This window comes from Exiguobacterium sp. KRL4, from assembly GCF_001870785.1.
GTDB lineage: Bacteria > Bacillota > Bacilli > Exiguobacteriales > Exiguobacteriaceae > Exiguobacterium_A.
This window is the reverse complement of sequence record NZ_MOLV01000001.1, coordinates 144,228-167,804: the sequence shown is the minus strand read 5'-3', so window position 1 is coordinate 167,804 and position 23,577 is coordinate 144,228. Positions and strand designations below refer to the sequence as shown.

Below are 23,577 nucleotides of genomic sequence, written 5' to 3'. Positions count from 1 at the left end.
TACTTATTTTTGACAGGCTGCACAGCGACCGTAGATTTCGAATTTATGGTCTTCGACTTCGAAGCCCGAATCTTTAATCGGAGCCACCCATTGCATCGGACAGACGTCCAATGTTTCTGTTTTTCCACATGTCCGGCAAATCAGATGGTGGTGATGATGTCCCGATTGACACGCAGCCCGAAATTTCATTTCTCCATCCAACTCCGTTGTCTCTAAAATCTCGATTTCCGCAAAATCGTTTAAGTTCCGGTAAATCGTATCGTAGCTGAGTGACGGATGTGACAATCGCAATTCCTCTGCCACTTCCCGTGCGCTGACATACCGGTTGGCTTCAAAGAGATACGCCAGCAAATCCAGACGTTTTGGCGTCATTTTGAATCCGGACGCCTTCATCCGCTCACGCGCTTGTTCGATGTTTTTTTTCATGCAATTTCCCTCCGATCCTAAACCGTTCGATCACCATGACGAGAATAAGTTCTGCGACGGCGAGCATGACAATCATGCCGCCTGGCGCTAAATCAAATTGATAAGCCAGAATCAAACCGGTAATCGTCGCCACTTCTCCAAATACAATCGCATAGAAGATCGTCGCCTTAAAGCTTTTCGCAAAACGAAGAGCTGCTGCGACCGGCAAGGTGATTAAGCTCGATACCAACAAAATCCCGACGACTCGCATACTAATCGCAATCACCAAAGCAACGACGATCATAAATAGAATATGGACCAGCCGAAGACGAATTCCGGAAACCCGTGCCTGTTCCTCGTCAAACGATAAGAATAACAATTCTTTATAGAACGCAATCACAAATAAGATAACGACACCTGTGACAATCAAAATCGTATAGACATCCGTCAAGGTGACAGCTGAGACCGTCCCAAACAAAAAGGACACGAGATCCATCGAAAAGCCATTTGCGAGGCTGATGAAGATGGCCCCAAGTCCCATTCCCGTCGCCATGATGATCGGGATAGCCAGTTCTTGAAAATGTTTATATTTCGCACGAAGCCAATCAATCGTCAAGGCAGCTATGACCGAAGTCACGATTCCGAGATACAACGGATTTAAATCGGCAAGACTCGCAACCATACCGGATATCAACAGACTAAGGGCAATTCCGGCCAGTGTGACGTGTGATAACGCATCCGCAATCAAACTCATTCGCCGGACGACGACGAATGACCCGATCAATGGCGCCGTAAAACCAATCAACACTGCCGCGACAAGCGCATATTGTAAGAACTTTAATGTCATGAACGCTTCAATCACTGGACGACCTCCCCTCGGTGGACTAAGACGCGTCCAGGGACTGGGTAAAGCGAACGAATCGTCTGTTCATCCAGTTCCCAGTATTCCTTGATGCCACAGTTACAGCCAAGCCGTCCGTCGACAAGGTGGATCACATCCGTTACCAGTTTACTGACAAAGTGAATGTCATGCGTCACGAGGACGAACGTCCGTTTTTTATCACGCCGTAATTCCTCTAAGATTTCATAAAACTCTTTGACGTACCGTTGGTCGACTCCGACCGTCGGTTCATCTAAAATCATCAAGTCCGGATCATTGACGAGTGCCCGTGCGATAAAGACCCGCTGTTGTTGTCCACCAGACAGGTCTCCGACTTTCGAGTCACGACGATCCCACATGCCGACTGTTTCAAGCGCCGTCTTTACTTTTTGACGATCCTGTTTCGTCACACGCCGAAATAATCCTTTTTTTGCATACAGCCCCATCTCGACGACTTCGGCGACCGTAACAGGAAAACCTGAATTAAACGATGCTGCTTTTTGAGATACGTAACTGATTCGCCACCAGTCACTGAAGGCTGCTTGATCTTGTCCAAATAAACGAATCGAACCCGTCGGCTTTAATAATCCAAGCATACATTTAATCAAGGTCGATTTCCCAGAACCGTTTTCCCCGACAATCGCGAGAAATTGACCCTGTTCGACATCAAATGTCACTTCATTTAAAACACGTCGATCAGGATAATCATACGTAAGTTGCTTGATTTCAATAATTGGTTCAGTCATGTCTATTCTCTCCTTCCGTCTCATGTTAAAACGGAATAGTTACGTCTTATCAACTGTTTTATTATAGCCCCAGCCGTCATCCGGTGCAACTGATGTAACTTTTTTGTGAACAGACGGTTTTTAACAGAAGCACAAGGTACAATAAAAGCATACAAGCTGTCGTTTTCAGAATCCTTGATTCGGGAAAAGACGGATTGATAAGTGAAAGGGGGCGGATTTCTTTTGAAAAACGAATTAGCAGTCATCGATATTGGATCCAACTCGATCCGATATGTCATTTTCCATCCAATCGATTCCGGTCGATACATCGAAAAAATCAATGTCAAGGTCGTGGCTCGACTATCCGCTCATATTGATGAGGACGGTGCATTAGATCCAGCAGGAATTCGCTTATTGTGTGAAACGTTACAACGTTTTTACGAAATCGGCGTCACCCACCTCGTCGAAGAGACGATTTGTGTCGCGACAGCCGCCATTCGAAATGCCAGTAACCGTGCAGGCATCGTGCATGCCGTTGAACAAGAAACACCGTTTACGATGCGTGTCCTCTCGGATGAGCAGGAAGCCTATTATGGCTATTTCGCGATCATCAATTCAACTTTCCTGACCGATGGCTACTCAGTCGATATCGGTGGTGGGTCCATGGAAGTCACGTTGATTGAGAATCGGGAAATGGTTGCGTACCACAGCTTCCCTTTTGGTGCCGTCACGTTGACCCGCCAATTCCTCTCCGGAGAAACGATGACGTCAGGTGAACAAAAGAAACTGATTAAATTCTTGCGTGAACAATTCGACGAAATTCCTTGGTTGAAAAACAAAAAGCTCCCACTGATTGGTGTAGGTGGTTCAGCCCGAAACTTCGTCCGAATCCATCAGTCGACCATGGATTATCCCTTACATGGGATTCATCAATATCAAGTCCGGGCAAAGGAATTAGGAAAATTGATTGATGAACTGGAAGACAAAGCACCTAAGCATCTAACGAAAATTGAAGGACTTTCCAAAGACCGGGTTGATATCTTTTTACCTGCGTTGATTGCGATTCATGAGCTGGCGTTACATATCGAAGCTGATCAGTTTGTGATGAGTAATTACGGGCTGCGAGAAGGGCTCGTCTATGAATACGATTTACGGGAACAGAATCAACGGCGTATCGAAAACGTTCGGGAGGAAAGCCTTTACCAGCTCGAAAGTGATTATAAAGTCAACCGGGACCGAACGAACTATCTCGGGACGATTTCTAAATCGATTTATCGTCAACTGGTCACATTCGATATCATTCCGGAACGGGCCGTCGATTTACGCTTACTCGATTCAGCCAGTCGCCTGCTGTACTGCGGACAATATATCAATCCAGACACACGTTCCAATCAGACCTTTTATCTTTTGACGAATACCGATTTAAAAGGTATGACGCATAAAGATCGTCTGGCTTTAGCGCTCGTCAGTTCCTATTCTTCTTCTAAACGGATGAACCAACTCTTGAAACCCTTTAAGGACTGGTTTACCGATAAATCAATCGAACGTTTTGATTTACTCGGGTCGATCTTGAAACTGACAGAGGCACTTGATGTCACAGAACGTCGAGCCGTCAATAGTGTCGAGCTTGCGCTAGCAAAGGACGGGAAAAATATCCGAATCATTCTTGATACGGGCGATCACGACTATGGATTTGAAGTCGAAAAAGCAGAAAAACAAAAAAAGCATTTAGAACGTGTCATCAACCGGTCTATTCAGTTAGACACTAAAGGAGGCGGCCTTATATGAAAATTGACTCCCCGGAGTTCTTCAACAACCGAGAAATCAGTTGGTTACAATTCAACGAACGTGTATTAGGTGAAGTCCTGGACACACGAAATCCTTTAATGGAACGCTTGAAGTTTTTAGGAATCTTCAGTTCCAATCTGGATGAATTTTATATGGTTCGTGTCGGCGGACTGAAAGACGAGGTATTAGCGGGATTTAATAAACCGGAAAATAAACAATACCTGACTCCAAAACAACAGTTACGGGCCATCGCAACAAAAACAAAAGAACTTGTCGATCAGCAGTATGAAGCGTTTAAAGAAGTGACCCAAGCCTTGAAAGCAGAAGGTGTCTCCTTTTTAAAACATGAAGAATTAAATGAAACCCAAGCGGAATACGTCAAAGCCTTTTTTAGAGAACAAGTTTTCCCGGTCTTGACGCCCGTTGCTGTTGACGCCTACCGCCCCTTCCCGATGTTGTCGTCAAAATCACTCAACATCGCGACGGCTCTCGAAGCGGAAGACGGCTCGAAACGAAACTTAGCACTCGTGCAGGTACCTGCCGTCTTGCCACGGTTTGTCGATCTACCGGTCGATGATGAAGAAACGACAGCTGTCATCTTACTCGAAGACGTCATCATCTCGTTCATCGATTCCTTGTTCAAAGGCTACCGCGTGTTATCTGCCATGCCGTTTCGGATTACCCGGAATGCGGATTTACCGTTCCATGAAGAAGGAACCCATGATTTATTGAAATTGATTGAAAAAGAACTGAAGAAACGCCGCTGGGGAGTTGGAATTCGTCTCGAAATCCAAAAAAATGCCATCAATACGAATTTGCTGAATATGCTGCGTGATGTACTGGATCTACAGGACCGGGATATCTATGCCGTCGACGGACCCATCGATCTAACATTTGCCTTTGCGTTTTACAGTCAGATTGGTGTTGAATACGATCATTTGATTTATCAGACGATCATGCCTGTCGAACCTCCTGCTCTTGAAAAATCCAAAAATTTATTCGATCAAATTTTACAACAGGATTATCTGTTGCATCACCCGTACCATACGTTTGATCCTGTCGTCCGGCTGATCGTCCAGGCTGCCAATGATCCAAACGTACTGGCTATCAAACAGACGTTGTACCGTGTCTCCGGGGACTCTCCGATCATTAAAGCGTTGAAAACGGCTGCTGAAAACGGAAAACAGGTCACAGTCCTCGTCGAATTGAAGGCACGTTTTGATGAAGCGAAAAACATCGAATGGGCCAAACAATTAGAAAAAGTAGGAGCCCACGTCATCTACGGTTACAGTGATTTAAAGACCCACTCTAAAATCACGTTGATCGTCCGGCTGCAAGAAGGACGGATCCAACGCTTCGTCCACCTTGGAACAGGGAACTATAATGATTCCACGGCTAAGTTGTACACGGATATCGGTCTTCTGACAGCACGCGAACAGATCGCTGAAGATGCTACGAACTTCTTTAACTGGTTATCCGGTTACGGGGAACAGCCACAGTGGAATGCGCTCCATACATCACCGAACTCGATGCTCGAGAAATTTTTATCATTAATTGATGAAGAAATCAAATACCATAAAAAGCATGGAAATGGACGAATCGTTGCTAAAATGAACAGTTTAACGGAAAAAGATATCATCTTAAAACTGTATCAAGCTTCGCGAGCCGGTGTCCGAATCGAATTGATTGTACGCGGTGTCTGTTGTCTTCGTCCGCAAGTCGAAGGCGTCTCGGAAAACATTCGTGTCACATCGGTTGTCGACCGGTATCTCGAACATTCACGAATCTTTTATTTCCACCACAATGGCGACGATTTGATCTACTGTTCGAGTGCCGATTGGATGACACGGAACATGCGCAAACGGATTGAAATTCTTTTCCCGATCATCGATGAAGAACAGAAAAACTACATCAAGGATTGTTTGGCGCTGACATTAGCTGATAATGTAAAAGCACGCGAGCAAGATGAACATGGCGTCTATCACTATGTCACAAAAGGTAAACAAGCTTGCGAATCACAAATTTTGATTCAACATTATACAAATGGAAAATTGAAAGCAAAACCTTCTTTTGATCGTCCTTTGGATCAAAAATGGATTCCGGTTGAGAAATCAGAAGAGAAGATTACCTTTGATCCGAATTCTTCCAAAAAATAATCGTTGTTTAACGTCAGACATCTTCATATAATAAACATGTAAGCGTTTTTTCATATGAAGAAAGGACTGGACCTCATGCTTCAACAAATTTTATTGTCTTTGCTAGCTGGTATCATCTGTGGCGTCGTCTTCACGGCTCTTAAACTGCCAATTCCCGCTCCACCCGTTTTTCCGGCCATCGTCGGGATCTTTGGTGTGTTTCTTGGTATGAAAGTATTTTTATTCATTGCTGACCGCTGGCCATTCTGATTGCCTAACGTGCAGTGCGTTCAACATAAAAAGCGTTTTTCTTCTCCGATTGGACAAGAAAAACGCTTTTTAGTTATTTTTTTAATGCTTCTGCAATGACGTTGTCCCAATTGACGTCATCACAAGCGGTTTTACAGGTCGGCTCTACTTCACAGGTCGCACATTTTCCTTTTTTCGCTTTTTTCGTGAAGCGGACTAACGAAAAACCGGCATAACCAAATACGAGCAGACCAATAAACAAGTCAATCAGATGCATTGTTATTCCTCCCTTAAGAAAATCCTAGGGCTTGTCCCGTTTGGTAAATCAAAAACGAAATCCCATACGCAACAAACAATCCGTACAGGCTCGCAATCCAGGTCCATTTGGCACTACCGACTTCTCGGCGAATGACCGCAACGGTTGCAAGACATGGCACATACAGTAAAACAAATGCCATGAAGCTGTAAGCACTAAGTGGTGTAAATTGTCCGGACAATTGCCGTCCGAGTTCTGATTCGTTGACCGCATAAATGATGGCCATCGTCGAAACGACGACTTCTTTGGCTAAGAAACCTGTAATCAAAGCGGCTCCTGCCTGCCATGTCCCAAAACCAAGTGGGATCAATAACATTGCAATCAGACCACCAATCATCGCAAGGAAACTGTCATTCATATTGACATCGAATCCAGCTGGACCCGTATAGGCAAGTAACCAGATGATAACCGATCCGCCAAAGATGAACGTCCCTGCTTTCCGGACGAAGCCTTTTCCTTTTTGCCAAGTACTACGCCATAACGTTAACCCTTGTGGAACACGATATGGTGGTTGTTCAACTAAAAATAAACTCGTTGCTTCTTCGGCCGCAAGGACTTTTGAAAACACTTTTGCCGCAAGCAATGCTAACACGATACCTAGAATATAAAGTGATAAGACAATCGATGCCTGATTACTCGCAAAAAAGCTTCCTGCGAATACAGCATAAATCGGTAATCGTGCCGAACAAGACATGAACGGTGAAATGAAGATCGTCACCAGTCGTTCCCGCTCCTCTTCTACGGATCTTGCTGCCATGATCCCAGGAACATTACACCCGAATCCGATGATCATCGGGATGAAACTTTTCCCGTTCAATCCGACCATCTGCATGAAACGGTCCATGACGATTGCGACACGCGCCATATAACCGGAATCTTCAAGAAACGAGATAAAGAAAAATAAAACAAAGATTTGGGGCACGAATACCAAGACGCCACCTACACCTGCAATGACACCATCAATTAATAAATCTTGGATGAATCCGGATGCTCCGACCTGTGTCAGGATAAAGACGACACCTGTCGAAATTGGTCCTTCAATGATCGCCGCCAACAAATCCGACAAGGGGGCTCCAATCCAGTTAAACGTGACATGGAATAAGACATATAATACCGCAAAGAAAATTGGTAATCCAAGAATCGGATGTGTGACGACTGCGTCAATCCGATCCGTCCACGTTTTACGCTCTGACTTTTCTTCGACGACAGAGCACGCACGAATGGCGATTGCCCAGTTTCTTCGGCACTCGGTAATATGTGCATGAATGAACCGACCGAGCTGATGTTCCAACTGTTTTCGGACTTCAATGATACTTGGTGCTTTTGTTTCGAGGTATTCGACGAATACCCGATTGCCTGCTAAATATTGAACGGCCATCCAACGTTCATTTTCTAGCAAACCGGCTTGTTCGATAATGGTCGTGATGGCTTGTTCCGTCTCCGGACCATAATCGATTCGTAAAGGTGTGTTCGCCTTATTGGCGATGGACGACAACAAGACTTCACAGCCGTCTCCTGTTCTTGCGACGATTGGAAACACATCGACACCGAGTGCGGTTGCTAATTGTTTGGCATCAATCGTCGTTCCTCGATTACGCGCGACATCCATCATATTTAACCCGATCTGAATGGGTTTTCCGATTTCTAGAAGTTGTGCCGTCAGTTGCAGGTTTCGTTCCAGCTGGGAAGCATCGATGATATTGATCATACCGTCAAACGAGTCTTCCATCAAAAAGCGGGCAACGACTGCTTCGTCAGCTGACAGTGGATCGAGATCATATATCCCCGGTAGATCAATCAACTGCCCTCGATTTCCGTGCAGTTTTCCGACCTTTTTATCGACCGTTACGCCAGACCAATTTCCGACATGAGCGTACGACCCTGTCAATCGATTGAATAAAGACGTTTTCCCGGTATTTGGATTCCCTAACAGGGCGATTTTTTGAGTCATGGTAAGAACACTCCGATATTCTTGGCATCGCTTCTTCGGATTGCAATCATTTGATGATGATCACGTTGTTCTATCGTCAAAGGACCATGAAAGCTTGCTCGTCTTTTGACGACGACCGGACATCCTTCATAAAATCCAAGCGCAAGCAACCGTCTGCGGAGTCGATCTTCAATTTTGTTCAAGTCAGTCATCACAACAGGTTGATCAATTGGAATCATTGCTAAATCAGTCATGCCCTTTCCTCCAGTACTCCATTTTCACTGATAATAATTATCAGTCTTGATTATATCATGAGGACATCATCTAAAAAACAGCAAGCAGCCCGGAGATGAACATCCGGGTCGCTTACTGTTATGGTGATGATTCATCTGATGTCGCTGCAATATCCTTGATTTCATGCAATCCTTGATGTGCCAAACGATGACAGGTCGGACATACCGTTTGGAAATGCCCTTGATGTTCGTGCCATTCCAAGATCGATTGCTGTCTGTTTCCACAAAGCTCACAGGACTTTTCTAAAGGCATCAGGTGATTCCGTTCCCGAAACCGTTCCATCCGGCGTTCTTTCGCCTGTTTGATAGTCGTCACATCAGACTCGAAATGACCCGTCTGCCATGCTTCTACCAACCATTGTCTGATTTTCGGATCCATCTGCCCTGGGGTAATCTTTAGCGAGGAACCTAACAACGGATGACGTAAATCGACACTAATCAAATCCAGACAAGCATACGTCTGTTCTTGTTCATCCGCCTCCGTCAACCAGTGAGGATCGGCAGGACGTGTCGTATATTCACTGAACAGGACTTCGGCGTAAGCGATGATTCCATCCTTCGTCGCCAAAAAAACTTCTTCCCCTTCTGATAACTCTGCCGGCAAATAAAACGGCTCTTTGGTTTCATAATACGTGACGACCGCTTGACGTAAGGCAAATTCCGACTCTTCTATGATTAGTAGATGACACACGCGACAGACACCTCTCTCGTTTAAATGGATGTACCGATCAGTGGTAAACGCCACTCGGCATCAAAATTCCCCGAGCGTAGCATCGCAATCTCTTCTTGATACGGAGCCACTTTCTTTTTAGGATCAAGTCCGATATACGGCGTCTCAAGAATTTTTGGCAAATGTGCCAAGTCCCGATGATGGACGATCCGATGTAACGGATCAAATCCGATTTCACCAAAACCAATGTTTTCGTGACGGTCTTTTTTAGCACCTCGGATGTTTTTCGAATCATTGACATGAATGACGCCAAGACGGTCGATGCCAACGATTCGATCAAATTGTTCGAGTACCCCGTCCAAATCATGGACAAGATCGTATCCGGCATCATGGACGTGACAGGTATCGAGACAAACAGATAGACGATCATTATGGGTTACACCGGCGATGATTTCTGCAATCTCTTCAAACGTCTTTCCAATTTCCGAGCCTTTTCCGGCCATCGTCTCAAGCGCAATCTTGACTTGTTCATCTCCCGTCAACACTTCATTGAGTCCTTCAATGATTCGTTTGATCCCAATTTCTTCCCCGGCACCGACATGGGCTCCCGGATGAAGTACGATATGCTTCGCCTTTTCAAGCGCTTCTGCCCGACGAATCTCTTCTGCTAAAAAGGATACCGCCAGTTCAAATGTTTCTGGTTTTGTCGTATTTCCTAAGTTGATGATGTAAGGCGCGTGGACAACGATTTCTTCAATCCCGTTCGCCTCCATGTGCAACAAGGCTTCCGGAATCCGGAGGTCACTGATCGGCTTTCGTCTTGTATTCTGGGGTGCTCCTGTATAGACCATCATCGTCGTTGCTCCGTAAGATACTGCCTCTTCGCTCGCACCAAGCAGCATCTTTTTCCCTGAAAGGGACACATGTGAACCAATTTTCATTCGAATTTCCACCTTTCTTCTGTTTCCAGTGTACCAAATGTCGAAAAAAACAAGAACCTTTAGCCACGCTAAAAAAACAAAGTCCACGGATTGGTACCGTGAACTTTGCTTAAAGGGTCGATCCTTGACGAATTCGCCTCAGATTCATTATTTTGATTTGCTTGCATTTGCCTTACGCTCGGCACGACCAACTCCACGTTGTTCCTTGATGCGTTCGCGTTTTGCTGTTTCTTTCAGCTTATACTGGTGTTTCTTTTTATAACCTGGTTTTACACGTTTTTTCGCTTTTGCCGCTTCACCCGATAAACGACTGTGTGCTGTTTTCGAAACGGCTGTCTTCATGTTTGGTTTAGCACGGCGGCGTTCTTTGACTTCGCTGACTTGACCACTCTTGACATCAACGTTGATGAATTCAATCCCACGGTCTTCAAGACGGTTGATTGAACCATTTTCGTGATCTTCAAACAATGTGTAAGCCAAGCCGTCTTGGTCAACACGACCCGTCCGACCGACACGGTGAACATAGAAGTCAAGATCTTTCGGAATACCATGGTTGATGACATGCGAGACACCTGAGATATCAATGCCACGTGCAGCAAGATCCGTCACGATGACGTATTGGTACTTCGCTTCATTGATCTCCTTGATGGCTTGTTTCCGGCGGCGTGCCGGTAAGTCACCGTGAAGCGAACCGACATTGAGTCCCGCTTCAAGGAAGAGGGCTTCAAGTTCAATTGCTTCTGTTTTTGTATTCGTAAAGACAAGACAGATATACGGGTTAAGCGCCTTCGCCAGTTTCAATGCCAAATCAGAACGATCACGGTGTTTGACAGGAACGGTATGATGGACGATTTTCTTAGCTGTCTGTTGTTTTGGATCCACATGCGCATAACGTGGGTTGTTCATGTATTTTTTCAAGAACGGTTGCAGTTTCTCTGGAATCGTTGCTGAGAAAACCATCATTTGCAATTTCTCTGGAAGAGCTTGCGCAATCCGGTCGACTTCTGGTAAGAATCCCATATCGAGCATTTGATCCGCTTCATCAATGACATAATGTTTGACAAAATGTGGTTTCAAGGCTTGCTCTTTAAACAGATCCAAAATACGTCCCGGTGTTCCGATGACGATTTGTGGAGACACTTTGAGACGTCCGATTTGACGTTCGCGGTCCATTCCGCCTGTGATCAGACTCGTTTTAATATAGTCGGGTTGTTTGACGAGGATTGATTTCAATTCCTCGTGAATTTGCCATGCGAGTTCACGTGTCGGTGCAACGATGATCGCTTGCATTTCCTGTGACGCCGGATTGACGTTTTGAACGATTGGTAACAGGAACGATAATGTTTTTCCTGTTCCCGTTTGTGATTGTCCAATGATATCCCGCCCTTTGAGCGCTGCCGGAATGATCCGGGATTGAATATCGGTTGGTTTTTTAATACGTGCGTCTTCGAGTGCTTCGACGACGAACGGGTGCAAATCGAAATGGCTAAATCCATTCATATTTGTCACCATCCTTTCTCTTTCTTTAACAATTAAAGGCGAATCGTCCGCCCTCACCATCTATTTCTTTAGTTCAACATGGGTATTGGTCTACTACCGTCATACAAATATGAATACGTATAGAAACGATCGGGATTTTTTTTGTTTTTCGTATGAAGCTTCAACGCGCTGAAGGCGACTTTCATCATCTCTTCAGCGGACTGGACGACCGTCGCGTCCATCGATTTCATGTCAACAGCTTCTAATATAGCACGATTCCCATCGATTCCGACAACTATTTTTCCGGAAATGTTCGCTTTTTTCAATGCTTCGAGTACACCCATCGCAATATCGTCATTGTGACAGTAGACGGCATCAAACACGATTCCTGACTCAATCAGCTGTTGCATGACTCGCTCCGATGTGACGGGATCATAGTTTCCGCTAGCTGAATTTATGATGGAAAGACCCGGTTCGTTCTTGATTCCTTTTAAGAATCCCAGGTGTCGTTCATTGGTCGTATGGACGTTTGCCGTACCGGCAATCTCGATGATCCGGCCCTTTGCCTGCCCGGTTCGTCTAATCAACTCATTTTTCATATAGGAAGCCAATTGCTCCCCGATTACTTGATTGTTCGACGTGATGGAACTGATGACGGCATCTGAACGAATCATCCGATCAATCGCAAATACCGGAATTCCTGCTTGTTTAGCCTCTTCAATCGCACTGCCGATATAGACGTCGTCTAGTGTCGTAATGAAGATCGCATCCACTTTTAGTTGGATGAATTCTAAGATTTGTTCCCGTTCACTGATCCGTGAATTTTGTGAGGTCGCAACGAGTGCTTCGTATTTGTTTGCCTTGGCCTCTGCCTTAAAGGCGTTGATCAACCGTTGCGCAAATTCATGTTTATCGTTGACGACCGTAAAACCGACGACGTTTCGCTTCGGATTGGTTTCCTTTTGGACAAACAGATTCGAAATGATGAGCACGGACGAAACCCAGATGATTAACACAATCAACCACGACTTATTAAACCTCATGCTTGCTCACCCTGCCTTGGGAAAAACAACTGAATGGTCGTTCCGACTCCGACTTTACTATCCACTTCGATTCGTCCATTGTGTTGGCGAACGATTTGACTCGACATGAATAACCCTAACCCGTTCCCATTTATTTTAGACGTGTTGAATGCTTGCCCAATCAGACTAATCTGCTCCGCATCCATCCCGACCCCATTATCCTGGATGATAAAAACAAACTGATCCGGATAAACGTGCAGGTGGACATGACAGATTCCATCGATGCCTTTTGATTCGACAGCGTCGAGAGAATTTCCGATACAGTTCGACAACACCTGCAACAGTCCGTTTTCAGAAGCATACAGTGGCGGCATGTGTGCTGGCGTATAGATTTTACAGTCCGCTTCATATGGATGTGATTTTGATTCGAGAATGAATGTCAGCTTTTCCATCATCTTTTTCATGTCAATCCGAGTCATTTCCAACGTCGTTCTATCATTTTTTGATAAATCAAGCATCGTCTGAATCAGCTGATTGGCACGGTCGAGTTCCGATAAGGCAATCTGCATCATATCCGGATTGTTTTGTTTTTCTTCCGACAAGAGCTGAAGTGCCATCTTGACTGGTGTCAATGGATTTCGGATTTCGTGGGCAATCCCTGCTGCGAGCTGTCCGAGCGACGCTAACTTTTCTTGATGCAGGATGACCTGTTGTTGACTGAGCTGCTCGACCCGCGCATGCTCCATTCGTTGTGCATACTCATTATAGGCAGACACCAAGGTCTTGATTTCATTTGAACCAGACCGTTCGAGAGTGATCGGTTGCGGGGTCGTGCTTTTTTCGATTTTTTGAACCAATTCAAGTAACGGTGCCGTCAATTGCCGCGACATCAAATAGCCGACGATCAGACTCAAAACTAATGTGAGTGCCGCGATGACTAAATATTGTTGGCGTGTCGTATAGACCGGCTCGTAAAAGACACTTCGCGGCGTTCGAACTAGTATCTTCCAGTCCGTCACCTTCAAATCACGCGCGAAATAATACATGTCTTTATTCGTACTAAAGATTTCGTATGGTTTTGTACTCTGAAAGGCACGGTCAACGACACTTTGGCTCAAGACACGTTCTTGATCCGTGACCAGGTTTCTCGATGTCGCGAGCGGTTCACCTTGGCTGTTAAACAGATAGGCCATCGTGTCATCATCAAACGATTCAAGTGAATTACGAAAGACGACGGAATTCATCAGACTGAGCCCACCGCCAAACACGCCGACACGTTCGTTCCCATTCCGGACAGGTACATACATATAAGACAGATAGTCACTGTCCAGCTTATACCGTTTACTCATATGAAAATCCGTACTCGTTAAAGCCTGTAAAAAAGCATCATCTCGTCGAACGGACGATTCCCGGATACGCCGATCCTCACTTGAGAACCAAGTCATCTTGTCGGTTTTCAGGTCATAATAAAAGAAACTCTTAAAACCGGTATCGATATCAAGCAAGTTCGTGTCACGAATTGCTCGCTCGAGGTTCTTCATATTGGTGACATTTAATTGAAGACCCATGATTTTTTCGTGTAAATTTCCGACACTGTCCCGAAGTGCATTACTCGAGACTTCAACACTTTTTTCACTCTGCTTTTCTGTCTGTTGTTCCACTCGTGAAATCGTCACACGATCCGCCGTGAAGGCAAGTGCTGAGATGACAAGACAAATAAGAATGAATAATACAGCCGTGATTTGGAAAAAATAGGACCGCATCATCTTTTTCGTCTCCATCTTTCCACCTCCTCCTCCATTCATTACAACTCAAATAGTATATCATGTTATCTGCCCGCCGCAGACTCCTCTATTTTCATTCAACTTGAATCAATGGTACACTCTACGTAATCACTCTTTCTATACTAAAGGAGAATCTAGACTATGCTTGTAAAAAAAATCAGTCCTCGTGGTTACTGTTATGGTGTTGTTGATGCCATGAAACTTGCCCAACAAGCCGCAATGAATGAAAATTTGCCGCGACCTATTCATATTTTAGGTATGATCGTCCACAATGCCCATGTCACACGTGAATTCGAACGAATGGGTGTCTTGACCGTAGATGGTCCCGATCGCCTAGAAGCGCTCGAAACGATTCAAGAAGGTACGGTCATCTTTACGGCTCATGGCATTTCTCCGGCCGTCTACGCACGTGCTGCCGAAAAAAAACTGACCGTCGTTGATGCAACCTGTCCAGATGTCACCCGAACACATGATTTGATCCGGACCGTCGTCGCAGACGATTACGAAGTCATCTATGTCGGTAAACACGGTCACCCAGAACCTGAAGGTGCAGTCGGTGTAGCACCAGAACACGTTCACCTCATTGAAAAAGTGGAGGATATCGAAGCCTTACCAGCTCATCTCACGACTAAAAAGATCATCGTCACCAATCAGACGACGATGAGTCAATGGGATGTCCAAGCGTTGATGGGACATGTCCGCGAAAAATATCCACATGTCGAAGTCCATAATGAAATTTGTAATGCGACGCAAGTGCGTCAAGAAGCTGTCGCTGAACAGGCCGGTGAATGTGATTTAGTCATCGTCGTCGGAGATCCACGCTCGAATAACTCCAATCGTTTGGCTCAAGTTTCGTTTGACATCGCTGAAACTCCGGCTCACCGGATTGGCGATTTAACAGAACTTGATTTATCTTGGCTCGAAGGTGTAAACCAAGTCGGCGTGACGTCAGGTGCTTCAACACCTACGCCGATCACAAAAAAAGTCATCGACTTCTTACAGCAGTATGATCCTGCTGATATCAGCACACATGACAAAACGCCGTTCCTTGAGCTGCGCCGGATCTTACCGAAAGTCAAAATTCTTTAATCTAAAACAAAACGATTCCCAAACCGTCTCAGACGGCGGGAATCGTTTTTTTCATAGGAATTGAAATGGATTCGTATTGGTCACGGAAACAAACAGTTCGACACCTTGGATGTTCTGTTTGTCGAACCGTTCCGTCAAGAGATCGACCACTCCTTGTTTCATGACCGATTCGACGTGATGTCCCGGATCGATGACAGCAAGACCAAGTGCCATCGCATCGTGAGCGACATGGAAATACAAATCACCTGTCACTAACACATCGGCCCCCGCAAAGGCAGCCGTCGACACATACTTATTCCCATCCCCACCTAATACGGCAATCTTACGGACCATTCGGTTTTCATCTCCAACAAAACGTAAGTTCTCAACAGCGAAGGCTGTCCGTACGTGTTCGGCAAATGCTTTCAGCGGAATCGCTTCTTCTAGATATCCAATCCGTCCCAGACCGAGTGAGGGTGCTGCCATCTCTTGACGGAGCAAATCATACGCTACCTCTTCATACGGATGGGCTTTTTTCATCGCACGGATGACTTGTTTCTGATTCAATTCCGTTACGATCGTTTCGATTCGGACTTCTGTCACCCGTTCCACCTGACCTGGCTTACCTCTATACGGATCGGTACCTGTTGTTGGTTTAAACTGACCGATGCCCGTGCTGTGGAACTGACAGTCGCTATATGCGCCGCTATGCCCTGCTCCTGCTCTTCCAAGAGCTCCAGCGACCTGTTCAACTGCTGTTTCCGGAACGAAGACAACGAGTTTATAGACGGTATTCTCGTAAGAAGGTGCCAATACGCTTGTATTCGTCAATCCTAATGCAGTTGCCATCAGGTCATTGACGCCTCCTTCCGCGACATCCAGGTTTGTATGCGCTGCATAGACAGCAATGTCATGGCGGATACATTTCATGACGATTCGCCCGGCCGCTGATTGATCCGTGACTTTCGCTAATTTACTGAAGATCGGTGGATGATGCGCAATGATCAAATCGATATTTTTTTCAATCGCTTCATCGACTACAGACTCTAAGACATCAAGTGTCACGAGCACACGTTTGACCTCTTTGTTCAGTGTTCCGATTTGTAATCCAATTGGATCTCCTTCAAAAGCGAATTTCTTCGGTGCAAATGATTCGAATTGTTCGATAATCTGTTGTCCGTTCGCCATCACCCCGTCACCTCTCCCATTTTTTGAATCAGCCATTCAATCGTCTCGATTTTCCCCTGCAATACTTCTGAATCGTTTCCACGACGCATCTGTTCTAGAATATACTGCCGTTTTTGTTTTTCCGTTTGCCATTTCTCCACAAAAGCCGGAGCTTTTTCCCGTGTGAGTTGAGGACCAAAAAACAATTCCCATTCCCGTTGTTCAAAATCGTCGGCATATAAGGATTCTTCACCTTTTTGAGCGACAAGAATTTCGTAGATTTTTTCATTTTCTTTGACGATGGCTTCGGATAACAAGGCATATCCATTCGCTAAAAGCCACTTTCTGACATCGACAGCATCGACGTTCGGTTGGAGGATCAGACGTTCCTCTCCTGATAGATGTGTTTTTCCTTCTTCAAGAATCGTCGCAATCAATGTCCCACCCATTCCAGCAATCGTAATGGCCGTCGCTTCGCCTGGTGTTAAAACAGTGAGACCACTTCCAAGTCGGACCTCGATTTCATCTTCTAACTGGACAAGTGCCACTTGTGCTTGTGCTGCTTCCATCGGTCCAAGATTGACTTCACCCGCGATTGCCCGTTCGACTAATTTTTTTTGGATACAGTAACATGGGACAAAAGCATGATCGGATCCAATGTCCGCTAGCACCGCTCCTTGTGGAATATAAGAAACTACTTTTTGTAAGCGTTGATCGAGTATGACGTTCGTTTGCATCTCTTTCATCCTTCCTCTGTTCAATCTCTCTTTTAAAAATAGCCGAATTGACGAAAAAAAGAAATAGTCGTCCCTGGTGAACTACTCACCACTTATTTGCTTCGCAAATTGAAGTGGGAGCTTCTTGGGAAGACCGTACTTTTACGAGCTACGATTATTTACCAAGCTCATCGGGTGGTTCCCACCCTGAAGGGTTTCAGTCTGCTAACATCAACAAGTTGATACTTGCGTTGATATCTCGATCATGATGCGCACCGCAAACACAGATCCACTCGCGCACATCCATTGTTTTCTTCTCGCCTTTTACGCCGCAAGAAGAACAGATTTGGGTCGAGGCGAACCATTGGTCTGCCTTTACGAGCGTCCGACCGTGGAACTTGCATTTATATTCCAGCTGCCGAACGAACTCATACCAACTGACATCTCCAATCGATTTGGCGATCTTATGGTTCTTCATCATGTTCTTCGATTTAAGTGTCTCGACGACGATGACTTGGTTATCGTCAACGATCCGTTTCGACAGCTTATGAAGAAAATCTTGACGTTGATGTGCAATCTTTTCATGCTTCTTGGCGAGGATTAGCCTTGCCTTCTCTCGGTTCTTACTCCCGATTTTCTTGCGGGACAAGGCGCGTTGCGCCTTCTTTATCTTCTCTTCGGACTTTCGAAGAAAACGAGGATTGTCAACTTTCTCAGAAACCCTCTCATCATTCGTCATGATGGCGAAGTGCTCCAAACCAAGGTCGATTCCTACTTTATTCTTGGCTGGAACCCATTGCTCTTCGGCTTGATCTACAAGGATGGAGATGAAGAATTTCCTTGTCTTCGTCATCGAGACCGTCGCGGACTTGATCACGCCATCAAACGGACGATGTTGTTTCAACTTCACAAAACCGATCTTAGGAAGTTTCACCTTATACTCTTCGATGCGGATGCTTTCCTTCAGATTGTTTGTTGTGTAAGAGGCTCGGTCGTTGTGCTTCGATTTGAACTTCGGAAACCCGACAGACTGATCTCGAAAAAAGTTGTGATACACCTTGTTTAAGTCCATCTGAGCGTTCGCAAGAGAAAGACTGTCGACTTCTTTTAGGAAAAGGAATTCGGGCTTGTACTTCGCTGGGGTTGGGAGCTTCTGCTTCGTGTGAGGGTTGAGCTTCGAATCTTCGTACAATCGGATACGCTCTTCGAGCATCTTATTGTAGACAAAACGGACACAACCGAACGTCTTCATGAAATATTCTTGTTGAGGTTTCGTCGGATAGAGTCGAAACTTGTACGCCTTCAGCAACGCAATCACTCCTTTCCTTGTTTTTCGATATAGTGTCTGATGACGTCGATTGTCGCACCTCCGGTCGTCACTAGACAGTAACTTCGAGACCAAAACATTTCTTTCCATAGTTGTTTCTTGACATGCGGAAAGTCTCGTTTGATCAGTCCTTTTGATTAGTCACACTGATTGTATCAAACGATTGCAGTCTTACCAAGACGGGCGATTCATCTCTCACCTACGCTGGGCTTCGCCCCGAGACGCTTAGAGGTGGGAGAATTCTCGCTAAATTTAGTTAAAACCACCACAAAAAAACACCCATCTCGGAGAAGAGACAGATGTTGATTGACTTATTTCTTTTCAGCAAGCCATTTCGCTAAAACAGTGGCTTCTTCGTCATTCGCAAGACCACCAGGCATTTGCCCTTTACCGTTCATTGCGATTTCTTTAATTTCTTCTTCTTTCAGCTTCGCGCCGATCTTTGTTAAGTTCGGACCTGCTCCACCTTCAAGATTTCCACCGTGGCATCCTGTACATCCTTTTGATGCAAACAGATCTTCCGGCTTCATTTCAGCTGTTGATGGACCTTTTTCAGCTTGTTTTACCTGATCGACCCCAAAGTATGACAATGAAATCATGGCGATGATGGCGATGATCGCAATCGCTGCGAACGGTACTAACGGATTACGCATTTGGATTCCCCCCCATATTCTATACCCAACCAAGTTGGTGACTGAATGGTATTCCCCGTTACTATTCTACTGTAAAAAAAACAGAGAAGGAAGAAAAAAACAAAACTTTTTCTCCCTTCTCACTAAAATTTCATATTTTCTTCACACTTTGAAATTAATCGAGGAAATCCTTGAGACGTTTTGAACGACTCGGGTGACGCAATTTACGTAACGCTTTCGCTTCAATCTGACGAATCCGTTCACGTGTGACACCAAATACTTTCCCGACTTCTTCAAGCGTCCGCGTCCGACCGTCATCAAGACCAAAGCGCAGACGTAAGACATTTTCTTCCCGATCCGTTAATGTATCGAGTACATCTTCTAATTGTTCTTTTAACAACTCATACGCTGCTGCGTCCTGGGGTGCTGTCGCATCTTGGTCTTCGATGAAGTCTCCGAGATGTGAATCGTCTTCTTCCCCGATCGGCGTTTCGAGCGAAACTGGTTCTTGAGCAATCTTGAGAATTTCACGGACTTTTTCCGGCGTGATTTCCATCTCTTTTGAGATTTCTTCCGGTGTCGGTTCACGTCCAAGATCTTGGAGCAACTGACGTTGAACACGAATCAATTTATTGATGGTTTCAACCATGTGAACCGGAATCCGGATCGTCCGTGCTTGGTCAGCGATCGCACGTGTGATGGCCTGACGAATCCACCACGTGGCATACGTCGAGAATTTATACCCTTTAGTATAATCAAACTTTTCAACCGCTTTGATCAATCCCATGTTTCCTTCTTGAATCAAATCAAGGAACAACATGCCGCGACCGACATAACGTTTTGCGATCGATACAACAAGACGCAGGTTGGCCTCAGCTAGACGCTTTTTAGCTTCTTCATCATTTTGTTCGATCCGTTTTGCAAGTTCGACCTCATCTTCTGCATTCAAAAGATCCACTCGACCGATTTCTTTCAGGTACATCCGGACCGGATCATTGATTTTGACACCAGGCGGAACAGATAGATCGTTTAAGTCGGCTTCTTCCTTGTCGTCCCCTGTTCCATCGTTGTTGACTTTGATGCCTTCGGTTTCGAGCAATTGAAGGAACTCTTCGAATTGTTGCGCATCCATCGATTCAAACGAACTGAGTTTATCCTCGATTTTTTGATGCGATAGTTCACCATTCTTGTGTCCGAGCGCGATTAGTTCATCCTTCGCGAGACGGAGTATTTCTGCTTCTGATCTTGCTTTTTCTGCCATCGAACCATACACTCCTTCCACATCATGCAACAGGTCATCGATCTTTCAAACGCCGTTTCCGTTCGATGATCGCCTGCATTAGTTCCGCTTGAGCACGGATATCTGTTTGTTGACTTAACTGTGACTTTTCCTCGTCCAGCATCCGTCGTTGTCGTTCGTTTTGAACGGCACGAATATAATGACTCAGTAAATCCGGATCATATTCCGGCATTAACATAAACTCTAGATCGGCTACGATTCGCTGAAGCGAAGCATCGTGAAGCATCGTCAGAAACCGGTCCGGATCCGCTGGGGTATTTGCTCCGTAAAATTCATATAGTTTTCCTGCGATCAGTTGATGGGCTGGATCGTTAAATGCCACACCAAGCTGATCACGTACCTCAAGGCCAACTTCCTCTGAACGAATCATATAGGCGAGCAAAAATCGTTCTGCTCGTTTCCAGTTCGAGAAGGTGCGGTCTTGAGGGGAAGAGGTAACTACTTGTGTCTCTTGCCGTCGTTCTTGTTTTGGTTTAATGTGTTGCGTCTGCAACGGTTTAACTTGTGACAGCAATGATTCTTTCGACAAGTGGAACTCTTCCGCCAGTTTCCCTAAATAGATGTCGCGTAACAATGGATTGGCCGTCCGACCAATCTCCTCAAGCATAGTTTCAATATAACGGACCCGTTCTCCTTCTAATCGGAGGTTTTTTCCTTGCCGAAAATAAAAAGATTTAAATTCAAGGCTTGAAATCCGCTCCTGTTCGATTAAACGAAGAAAGGACTCTTCCGACTGTGTCCCAATAAAAGAATCGGGATCTTCCTCATCCGGAAGACGAATGACAGAACAATCAACCGCAATGTCTTCTAGCAGGCGTAACGCTTTTAAAGTTGCGGCACGTCCGGCTTTGTCTCCGTCATAACAAACAATGACTTCATCGACGATTCGCCCCAGATTTTGAGCATGGATCGGTGTCAAGGCCGTCCCTAAAGAGGCTACCGTATAGGGTATACCCGCTTGAGCGACACGTACAACATCTAAATTTCCTTCCACTAGTACTACTTGTTTACTTTTACGCATCGCACCACGTGCTTGTGCAAAACCAAATAGCAACTCACTTTTATTAAAGAGTGGTGTTTCCGCTGTATTGACATACTTCGGGTCTCTTCCGTCAATGGAGCGTCCACTGAATCCAACAATCGTGCCATCACGATCTGAAATTGGAAATACAACCCTACCATTGAACCGATCGCGATAATCGCCATCTCTACCTACAGAAATCAGCCCAGCTTCTACCATTTCATCCAGATCAAAATTTCTTCTTGCCAACGAATCGACCGTGAATCGTTCTTGATCAGGTGCATACCCTAACTTGAATTCCCGCATGGCAGGTTCTTGAATCCCCCGTTTTTCCAGGTATTCTCGCCCGACATCACCCGCAGCCGTCTGCAACATGACTTCATGATACAAATCCGCTACGATTCGGTGAGCTTCTCGCATCCGGTATTTCTTTTCTTGATCTGGTGTCGATTCCGTTTGATCGGATCGTTCAAACTCTGGTAATTTGATATCCGTTCGATCTGCGAGCTTCGTGACGGCTTCCGGAAAACTCATCCCTTCCGTTTCCATGACGAACGTAATCGCATTGCCCCCTGCTCCGCAGCCAAAACAATAATACATGCCTTTGTCCGGAGAAACAGAAAAAGAAGGGGACTTTTCAGAATGAAATGGACATAACCCTGAATAACGATTCCCTTGTTTTTTTAATTCTACACGTTCTGATATCAATTCAACGATATCCGTTGCTTGTCGGACTTGGTCAACCAATTCGTCAGGAAGCCGTTTCAATCGGTCACCTCTCCTTTCGAACGTTTATATACATATACCCGCAATGAAACGGAACGAATACTCGTTCCGTTTCATTAGAAAAGTTGCATCATCTCATTTAAGCAGCTAGATTAGTATACTACGTGAATCATCACTTTACTAGTCATGTGATTTGCCGGAAATCCCGGTCAAGATTAAATTGGCTGTTTCCTCGACTGCTTTATTCGTCACATCGATGACCTGACACCCAATCCGGTCGTATAATTTTTTAGCATAGTCGAGTTCTCGATTAATTCGATCGATTTGCGCGTAAGCGGCTTCCGGCTTCAAGCCAAGTGAGCGTAACCGTTCCATCCGAATATCAATCAGCTTTTCAGGAGAAATCAATAACCCAAAACATTTTTCTTTTGGAATATCAAACAGTTCCTCTGGCGGAATCGATTCCGGAACGAGTGGCACATTGGCGACTTTATATCGTTTCAATGCTAAATACTGAGAAAGCGGTGTTTTCGATGTGCGTGACACACCGATCAACACGATGTCCGCTCGTTTGATTCCCCGTGGGTCGCGTCCATCATCGTATTTCACAGCAAATTCGACCGCTTCGATTTTCCGGAAATATTCTTCATCTAGTCGATAAATTAAGCCCGGCTCTTCCTTTGGCTGCATGCCGAGGCGTTCTTCCATCGTATCGAGCAAAGGACCTAACAAATCGATTGCTTTGACGTCATGAGCATGCGCCGTCTCCGCAAGCAGACGCCGGTGCGTGGCGTGAACGATCGTATAAACGATCGTCGCTTGCTCTTCTTTCGCATGTAACACAAGATCATAGATGACTTGATCGTCATCGACGAAGGGAATCCGGACGGTTTCGATTGCCTGTTCCGGAAACTGAATCGCGGCTGCCCGCACCACGAGTTCACACGTCTCACCAACCGAGTCACTGACTACATAAATGCGTTGTCTCATCTGCGAACCTCCT

General features: G+C 45.4%; 22 protein-coding genes and 1 pseudogene. 4 read left to right on the top strand and 19 right to left on the bottom strand.

Annotated elements, in window-relative coordinates:
* Positions 1-3 precede the first annotated feature (3 nt).
* Genes BLD48_RS00760 through BLD48_RS00750 form a run of 3 tightly spaced genes read right to left on the bottom strand, consistent with a single transcriptional unit; the run spans position 4 to position 2,031 of the window.
* Positions 4-426, bottom strand: a complete 423-nt coding sequence (locus BLD48_RS00760; protein ID WP_071498533.1) for a Fur family transcriptional regulator — start codon at positions 424-426, stop codon at positions 4-6.
* On the bottom strand, positions 398-1,267 hold the full coding sequence (locus BLD48_RS00755; RefSeq protein ID WP_071498532.1) for a metal ABC transporter permease: 870 nt from the start codon (positions 1,265-1,267) through the stop codon (positions 398-400). Before BLD48_RS00755 ends, BLD48_RS00760 begins: the two co-directional genes overlap by 29 nt.
* Complete coding sequence (locus BLD48_RS00750; RefSeq protein WP_071498531.1) at positions 1,264-2,031, bottom strand: metal ABC transporter ATP-binding protein; 768 nt, start codon at positions 2,029-2,031, stop codon at positions 1,264-1,266. Before BLD48_RS00750 ends, BLD48_RS00755 begins: the two co-directional genes overlap by 4 nt.
* A 222-nt stretch (positions 2,032-2,253) precedes the next feature.
* On the opposite strand from BLD48_RS00750, the gene BLD48_RS00745 reads away from it, so the two are divergent.
* The 3 genes from BLD48_RS00745 (at position 2,254) to BLD48_RS00735 (ending at position 6,203) form a co-directional block, all read left to right on the top strand.
* On the top strand, positions 2,254-3,798 hold the full coding sequence (locus BLD48_RS00745; protein WP_071498530.1) for a Ppx/GppA family phosphatase: 1,545 nt from the start codon (positions 2,254-2,256) through the stop codon (positions 3,796-3,798).
* Positions 3,795-5,954: an RNA degradosome polyphosphate kinase gene (locus tag BLD48_RS00740; RefSeq protein WP_071498529.1), complete on the top strand. Its 2,160-nt coding sequence runs from the start codon at positions 3,795-3,797 to the stop codon at positions 5,952-5,954. The genes BLD48_RS00745 and BLD48_RS00740 overlap by 4 nt, the downstream gene beginning before the upstream one ends.
* 75 nt (positions 5,955-6,029) lie before the next feature.
* Positions 6,030-6,203, top strand: a complete 174-nt coding sequence (locus BLD48_RS00735; protein WP_071498528.1) for a XapX domain-containing protein — start codon at positions 6,030-6,032, stop codon at positions 6,201-6,203.
* A gap of 73 nt (positions 6,204-6,276) precedes the next feature.
* Here the strand turns inward: BLD48_RS00735 and BLD48_RS00730 are convergent, their stop codons facing one another.
* The 8 genes from BLD48_RS00730 to BLD48_RS00695 all read right to left on the bottom strand — a co-directional run bounded on the left by BLD48_RS00730 (position 6,277) and on the right by BLD48_RS00695 (position 14,614).
* On the bottom strand, positions 6,277-6,459 hold the full coding sequence (locus BLD48_RS00730; protein WP_026831035.1) for a FeoB-associated Cys-rich membrane protein: 183 nt from the start codon (positions 6,457-6,459) through the stop codon (positions 6,277-6,279).
* Positions 6,460-6,472: 13 nt separating this feature from the next.
* Complete coding sequence (feoB, locus tag BLD48_RS00725) at positions 6,473-8,449, bottom strand: ferrous iron transport protein B (RefSeq protein WP_071498527.1); 1,977 nt, start codon at positions 8,447-8,449, stop codon at positions 6,473-6,475.
* Positions 8,446-8,682 carry a FeoA family protein gene (locus BLD48_RS00720; protein ID WP_014969825.1) on the bottom strand — a complete coding sequence of 79 codons (237 nt, stop codon included), beginning with the start codon at positions 8,680-8,682 and terminating at the stop codon, positions 8,446-8,448. Before BLD48_RS00720 ends, feoB begins: the two co-directional genes overlap by 4 nt.
* A 118-nt stretch (positions 8,683-8,800) precedes the next feature.
* The gene (locus BLD48_RS00715) at positions 8,801-9,412 is read right to left on the bottom strand and encodes a hypothetical protein (RefSeq protein WP_071498526.1); all 612 of its coding nucleotides are present in this window, start codon (positions 9,410-9,412) and stop codon (positions 8,801-8,803) included.
* A 20-nt stretch (positions 9,413-9,432) separates the two neighbouring features.
* Positions 9,433-10,332, bottom strand: a complete 900-nt coding sequence (locus BLD48_RS00710) for a deoxyribonuclease IV (protein WP_071498525.1) — start codon at positions 10,330-10,332, stop codon at positions 9,433-9,435.
* Positions 10,333-10,479: 147 nt separating this feature from the next.
* Complete coding sequence (locus tag BLD48_RS00705) at positions 10,480-11,832, bottom strand: DEAD/DEAH box helicase (protein ID WP_071498524.1); 1,353 nt, start codon at positions 11,830-11,832, stop codon at positions 10,480-10,482.
* A 68-nt stretch (positions 11,833-11,900) separates the two neighbouring features.
* A complete protein-coding gene (locus tag BLD48_RS00700) occupies positions 11,901-12,854 on the bottom strand; it encodes a sugar ABC transporter substrate-binding protein (protein WP_071498523.1) in 954 nt (317 codons plus the stop codon).
* Positions 12,851-14,614, bottom strand: a complete 1,764-nt coding sequence (locus tag BLD48_RS00695; RefSeq protein ID WP_071498522.1) for a sensor histidine kinase — start codon at positions 14,612-14,614, stop codon at positions 12,851-12,853. Before BLD48_RS00695 ends, BLD48_RS00700 begins: the two co-directional genes overlap by 4 nt.
* A 144-nt stretch (positions 14,615-14,758) precedes the next feature.
* On the opposite strand from BLD48_RS00695, the gene BLD48_RS00690 reads away from it, so the two are divergent.
* A complete protein-coding gene (locus BLD48_RS00690; RefSeq protein WP_071498521.1) occupies positions 14,759-15,706 on the top strand; it encodes a 4-hydroxy-3-methylbut-2-enyl diphosphate reductase in 948 nt (315 codons plus the stop codon).
* Positions 15,707-15,757: 51 nt separating this feature from the next.
* Here BLD48_RS00690 and BLD48_RS00685 read toward each other — a convergent pair whose 3' ends face one another.
* From BLD48_RS00685 to BLD48_RS00655, 8 genes and pseudogenes are all read right to left on the bottom strand, one after another.
* On the bottom strand, positions 15,758-16,873 hold the full coding sequence (locus tag BLD48_RS00685) for a Nif3-like dinuclear metal center hexameric protein (protein ID WP_071498520.1): 1,116 nt from the start codon (positions 16,871-16,873) through the stop codon (positions 15,758-15,760).
* On the bottom strand, positions 16,873-17,589 hold the full coding sequence (locus BLD48_RS00680; protein WP_071498519.1) for a tRNA (adenine(22)-N(1))-methyltransferase: 717 nt from the start codon (positions 17,587-17,589) through the stop codon (positions 16,873-16,875). Before BLD48_RS00680 ends, BLD48_RS00685 begins: the two co-directional genes overlap by 1 nt.
* 196 nt (positions 17,590-17,785) lie before the next feature.
* On the bottom strand, positions 17,786-18,877 hold the full coding sequence (gene tnpB / locus BLD48_RS00675; protein WP_071498518.1) for an IS200/IS605 family element RNA-guided endonuclease TnpB: 1,092 nt from the start codon (positions 18,875-18,877) through the stop codon (positions 17,786-17,788).
* 5 nt (positions 18,878-18,882) lie between these two features.
* Positions 18,883-19,032 (bottom strand): annotated as a pseudogene (locus tag BLD48_RS16010) (transposase); the annotation flags it as partial.
* Between the two features lie 174 nt (positions 19,033-19,206).
* A complete protein-coding gene (gene cccA / locus BLD48_RS00670) occupies positions 19,207-19,548 on the bottom strand; it encodes a cytochrome c550 (protein WP_071498517.1) in 342 nt (113 codons plus the stop codon).
* Positions 19,549-19,702: 154 nt separating this feature from the next.
* Complete coding sequence (gene rpoD, locus BLD48_RS00665) at positions 19,703-20,788, bottom strand: RNA polymerase sigma factor RpoD (RefSeq protein WP_012369736.1); 1,086 nt, start codon at positions 20,786-20,788, stop codon at positions 19,703-19,705.
* A 34-nt stretch (positions 20,789-20,822) separates the two neighbouring features.
* A complete protein-coding gene (dnaG, locus tag BLD48_RS00660; RefSeq protein ID WP_026831029.1) occupies positions 20,823-22,616 on the bottom strand; it encodes a DNA primase in 1,794 nt (597 codons plus the stop codon).
* 138 nt (positions 22,617-22,754) lie between these two features.
* A complete protein-coding gene (locus tag BLD48_RS00655; RefSeq protein ID WP_071498516.1) occupies positions 22,755-23,564 on the bottom strand; it encodes a pyruvate, water dikinase regulatory protein in 810 nt (269 codons plus the stop codon).
* Positions 23,565-23,577: the final 13 nt, after the last annotated feature.

Excerpts from the sequence above, each read along its gene's own strand:
- BLD48_RS00760 (WP_071498533.1), bottom strand. The coding sequence starts at position 426 with ATGAAAAAAAACATCGAACAAGCGCGTGAGCGGATGAAGGCGTCCGGA.
- BLD48_RS00750 (WP_071498531.1), bottom strand. The coding sequence starts at position 2,031 with ATGACTGAACCAATTATTGAAATCAAGCAACTTACGTATGATTATCCT.
- BLD48_RS00740 (WP_071498529.1), top strand. The coding sequence starts at position 3,795 with ATGAAAATTGACTCCCCGGAGTTCTTCAACAACCGAGAAATCAGTTGG.
- BLD48_RS00735 (WP_071498528.1), top strand. The coding sequence starts at position 6,030 with ATGCTTCAACAAATTTTATTGTCTTTGCTAGCTGGTATCATCTGTGGC.
- BLD48_RS00730 (WP_026831035.1), bottom strand. The coding sequence starts at position 6,459 with ATGCATCTGATTGACTTGTTTATTGGTCTGCTCGTATTTGGTTATGCC.
- feoB (WP_071498527.1), bottom strand. The coding sequence starts at position 8,449 with ATGACTCAAAAAATCGCCCTGTTAGGGAATCCAAATACCGGGAAAACG.
- BLD48_RS00720 (WP_014969825.1), bottom strand. The coding sequence starts at position 8,682 with ATGACTGATTTAGCAATGATTCCAATTGATCAACCTGTTGTGATGACT.
- BLD48_RS00710 (WP_071498525.1), bottom strand. The coding sequence starts at position 10,332 with ATGAAAATTGGTTCACATGTGTCCCTTTCAGGGAAAAAGATGCTGCTT.
- BLD48_RS00705 (WP_071498524.1), bottom strand. The coding sequence starts at position 11,832 with ATGAATGGATTTAGCCATTTCGATTTGCACCCGTTCGTCGTCGAAGCA.
- BLD48_RS00700 (WP_071498523.1), bottom strand. The coding sequence starts at position 12,854 with ATGAGGTTTAATAAGTCGTGGTTGATTGTGTTAATCATCTGGGTTTCG.
- BLD48_RS00695 (WP_071498522.1), bottom strand. The coding sequence starts at position 14,614 with ATGGAGACGAAAAAGATGATGCGGTCCTATTTTTTCCAAATCACGGCT.
- BLD48_RS00690 (WP_071498521.1), top strand. The coding sequence starts at position 14,759 with ATGCTTGTAAAAAAAATCAGTCCTCGTGGTTACTGTTATGGTGTTGTT.
- BLD48_RS00685 (WP_071498520.1), bottom strand. The coding sequence starts at position 16,873 with ATGGCGAACGGACAACAGATTATCGAACAATTCGAATCATTTGCACCG.
- BLD48_RS00680 (WP_071498519.1), bottom strand. The coding sequence starts at position 17,589 with ATGCAAACGAACGTCATACTCGATCAACGCTTACAAAAAGTAGTTTCT.
- cccA (WP_071498517.1), bottom strand. The coding sequence starts at position 19,548 with ATGCGTAATCCGTTAGTACCGTTCGCAGCGATTGCGATCATCGCCATC.
- rpoD (WP_012369736.1), bottom strand. The coding sequence starts at position 20,788 with ATGGCAGAAAAAGCAAGATCAGAAGCAGAAATACTCCGTCTCGCGAAG.
- BLD48_RS00655 (WP_071498516.1), bottom strand. The coding sequence starts at position 23,564 with ATGAGACAACGCATTTATGTAGTCAGTGACTCGGTTGGTGAGACGTGT.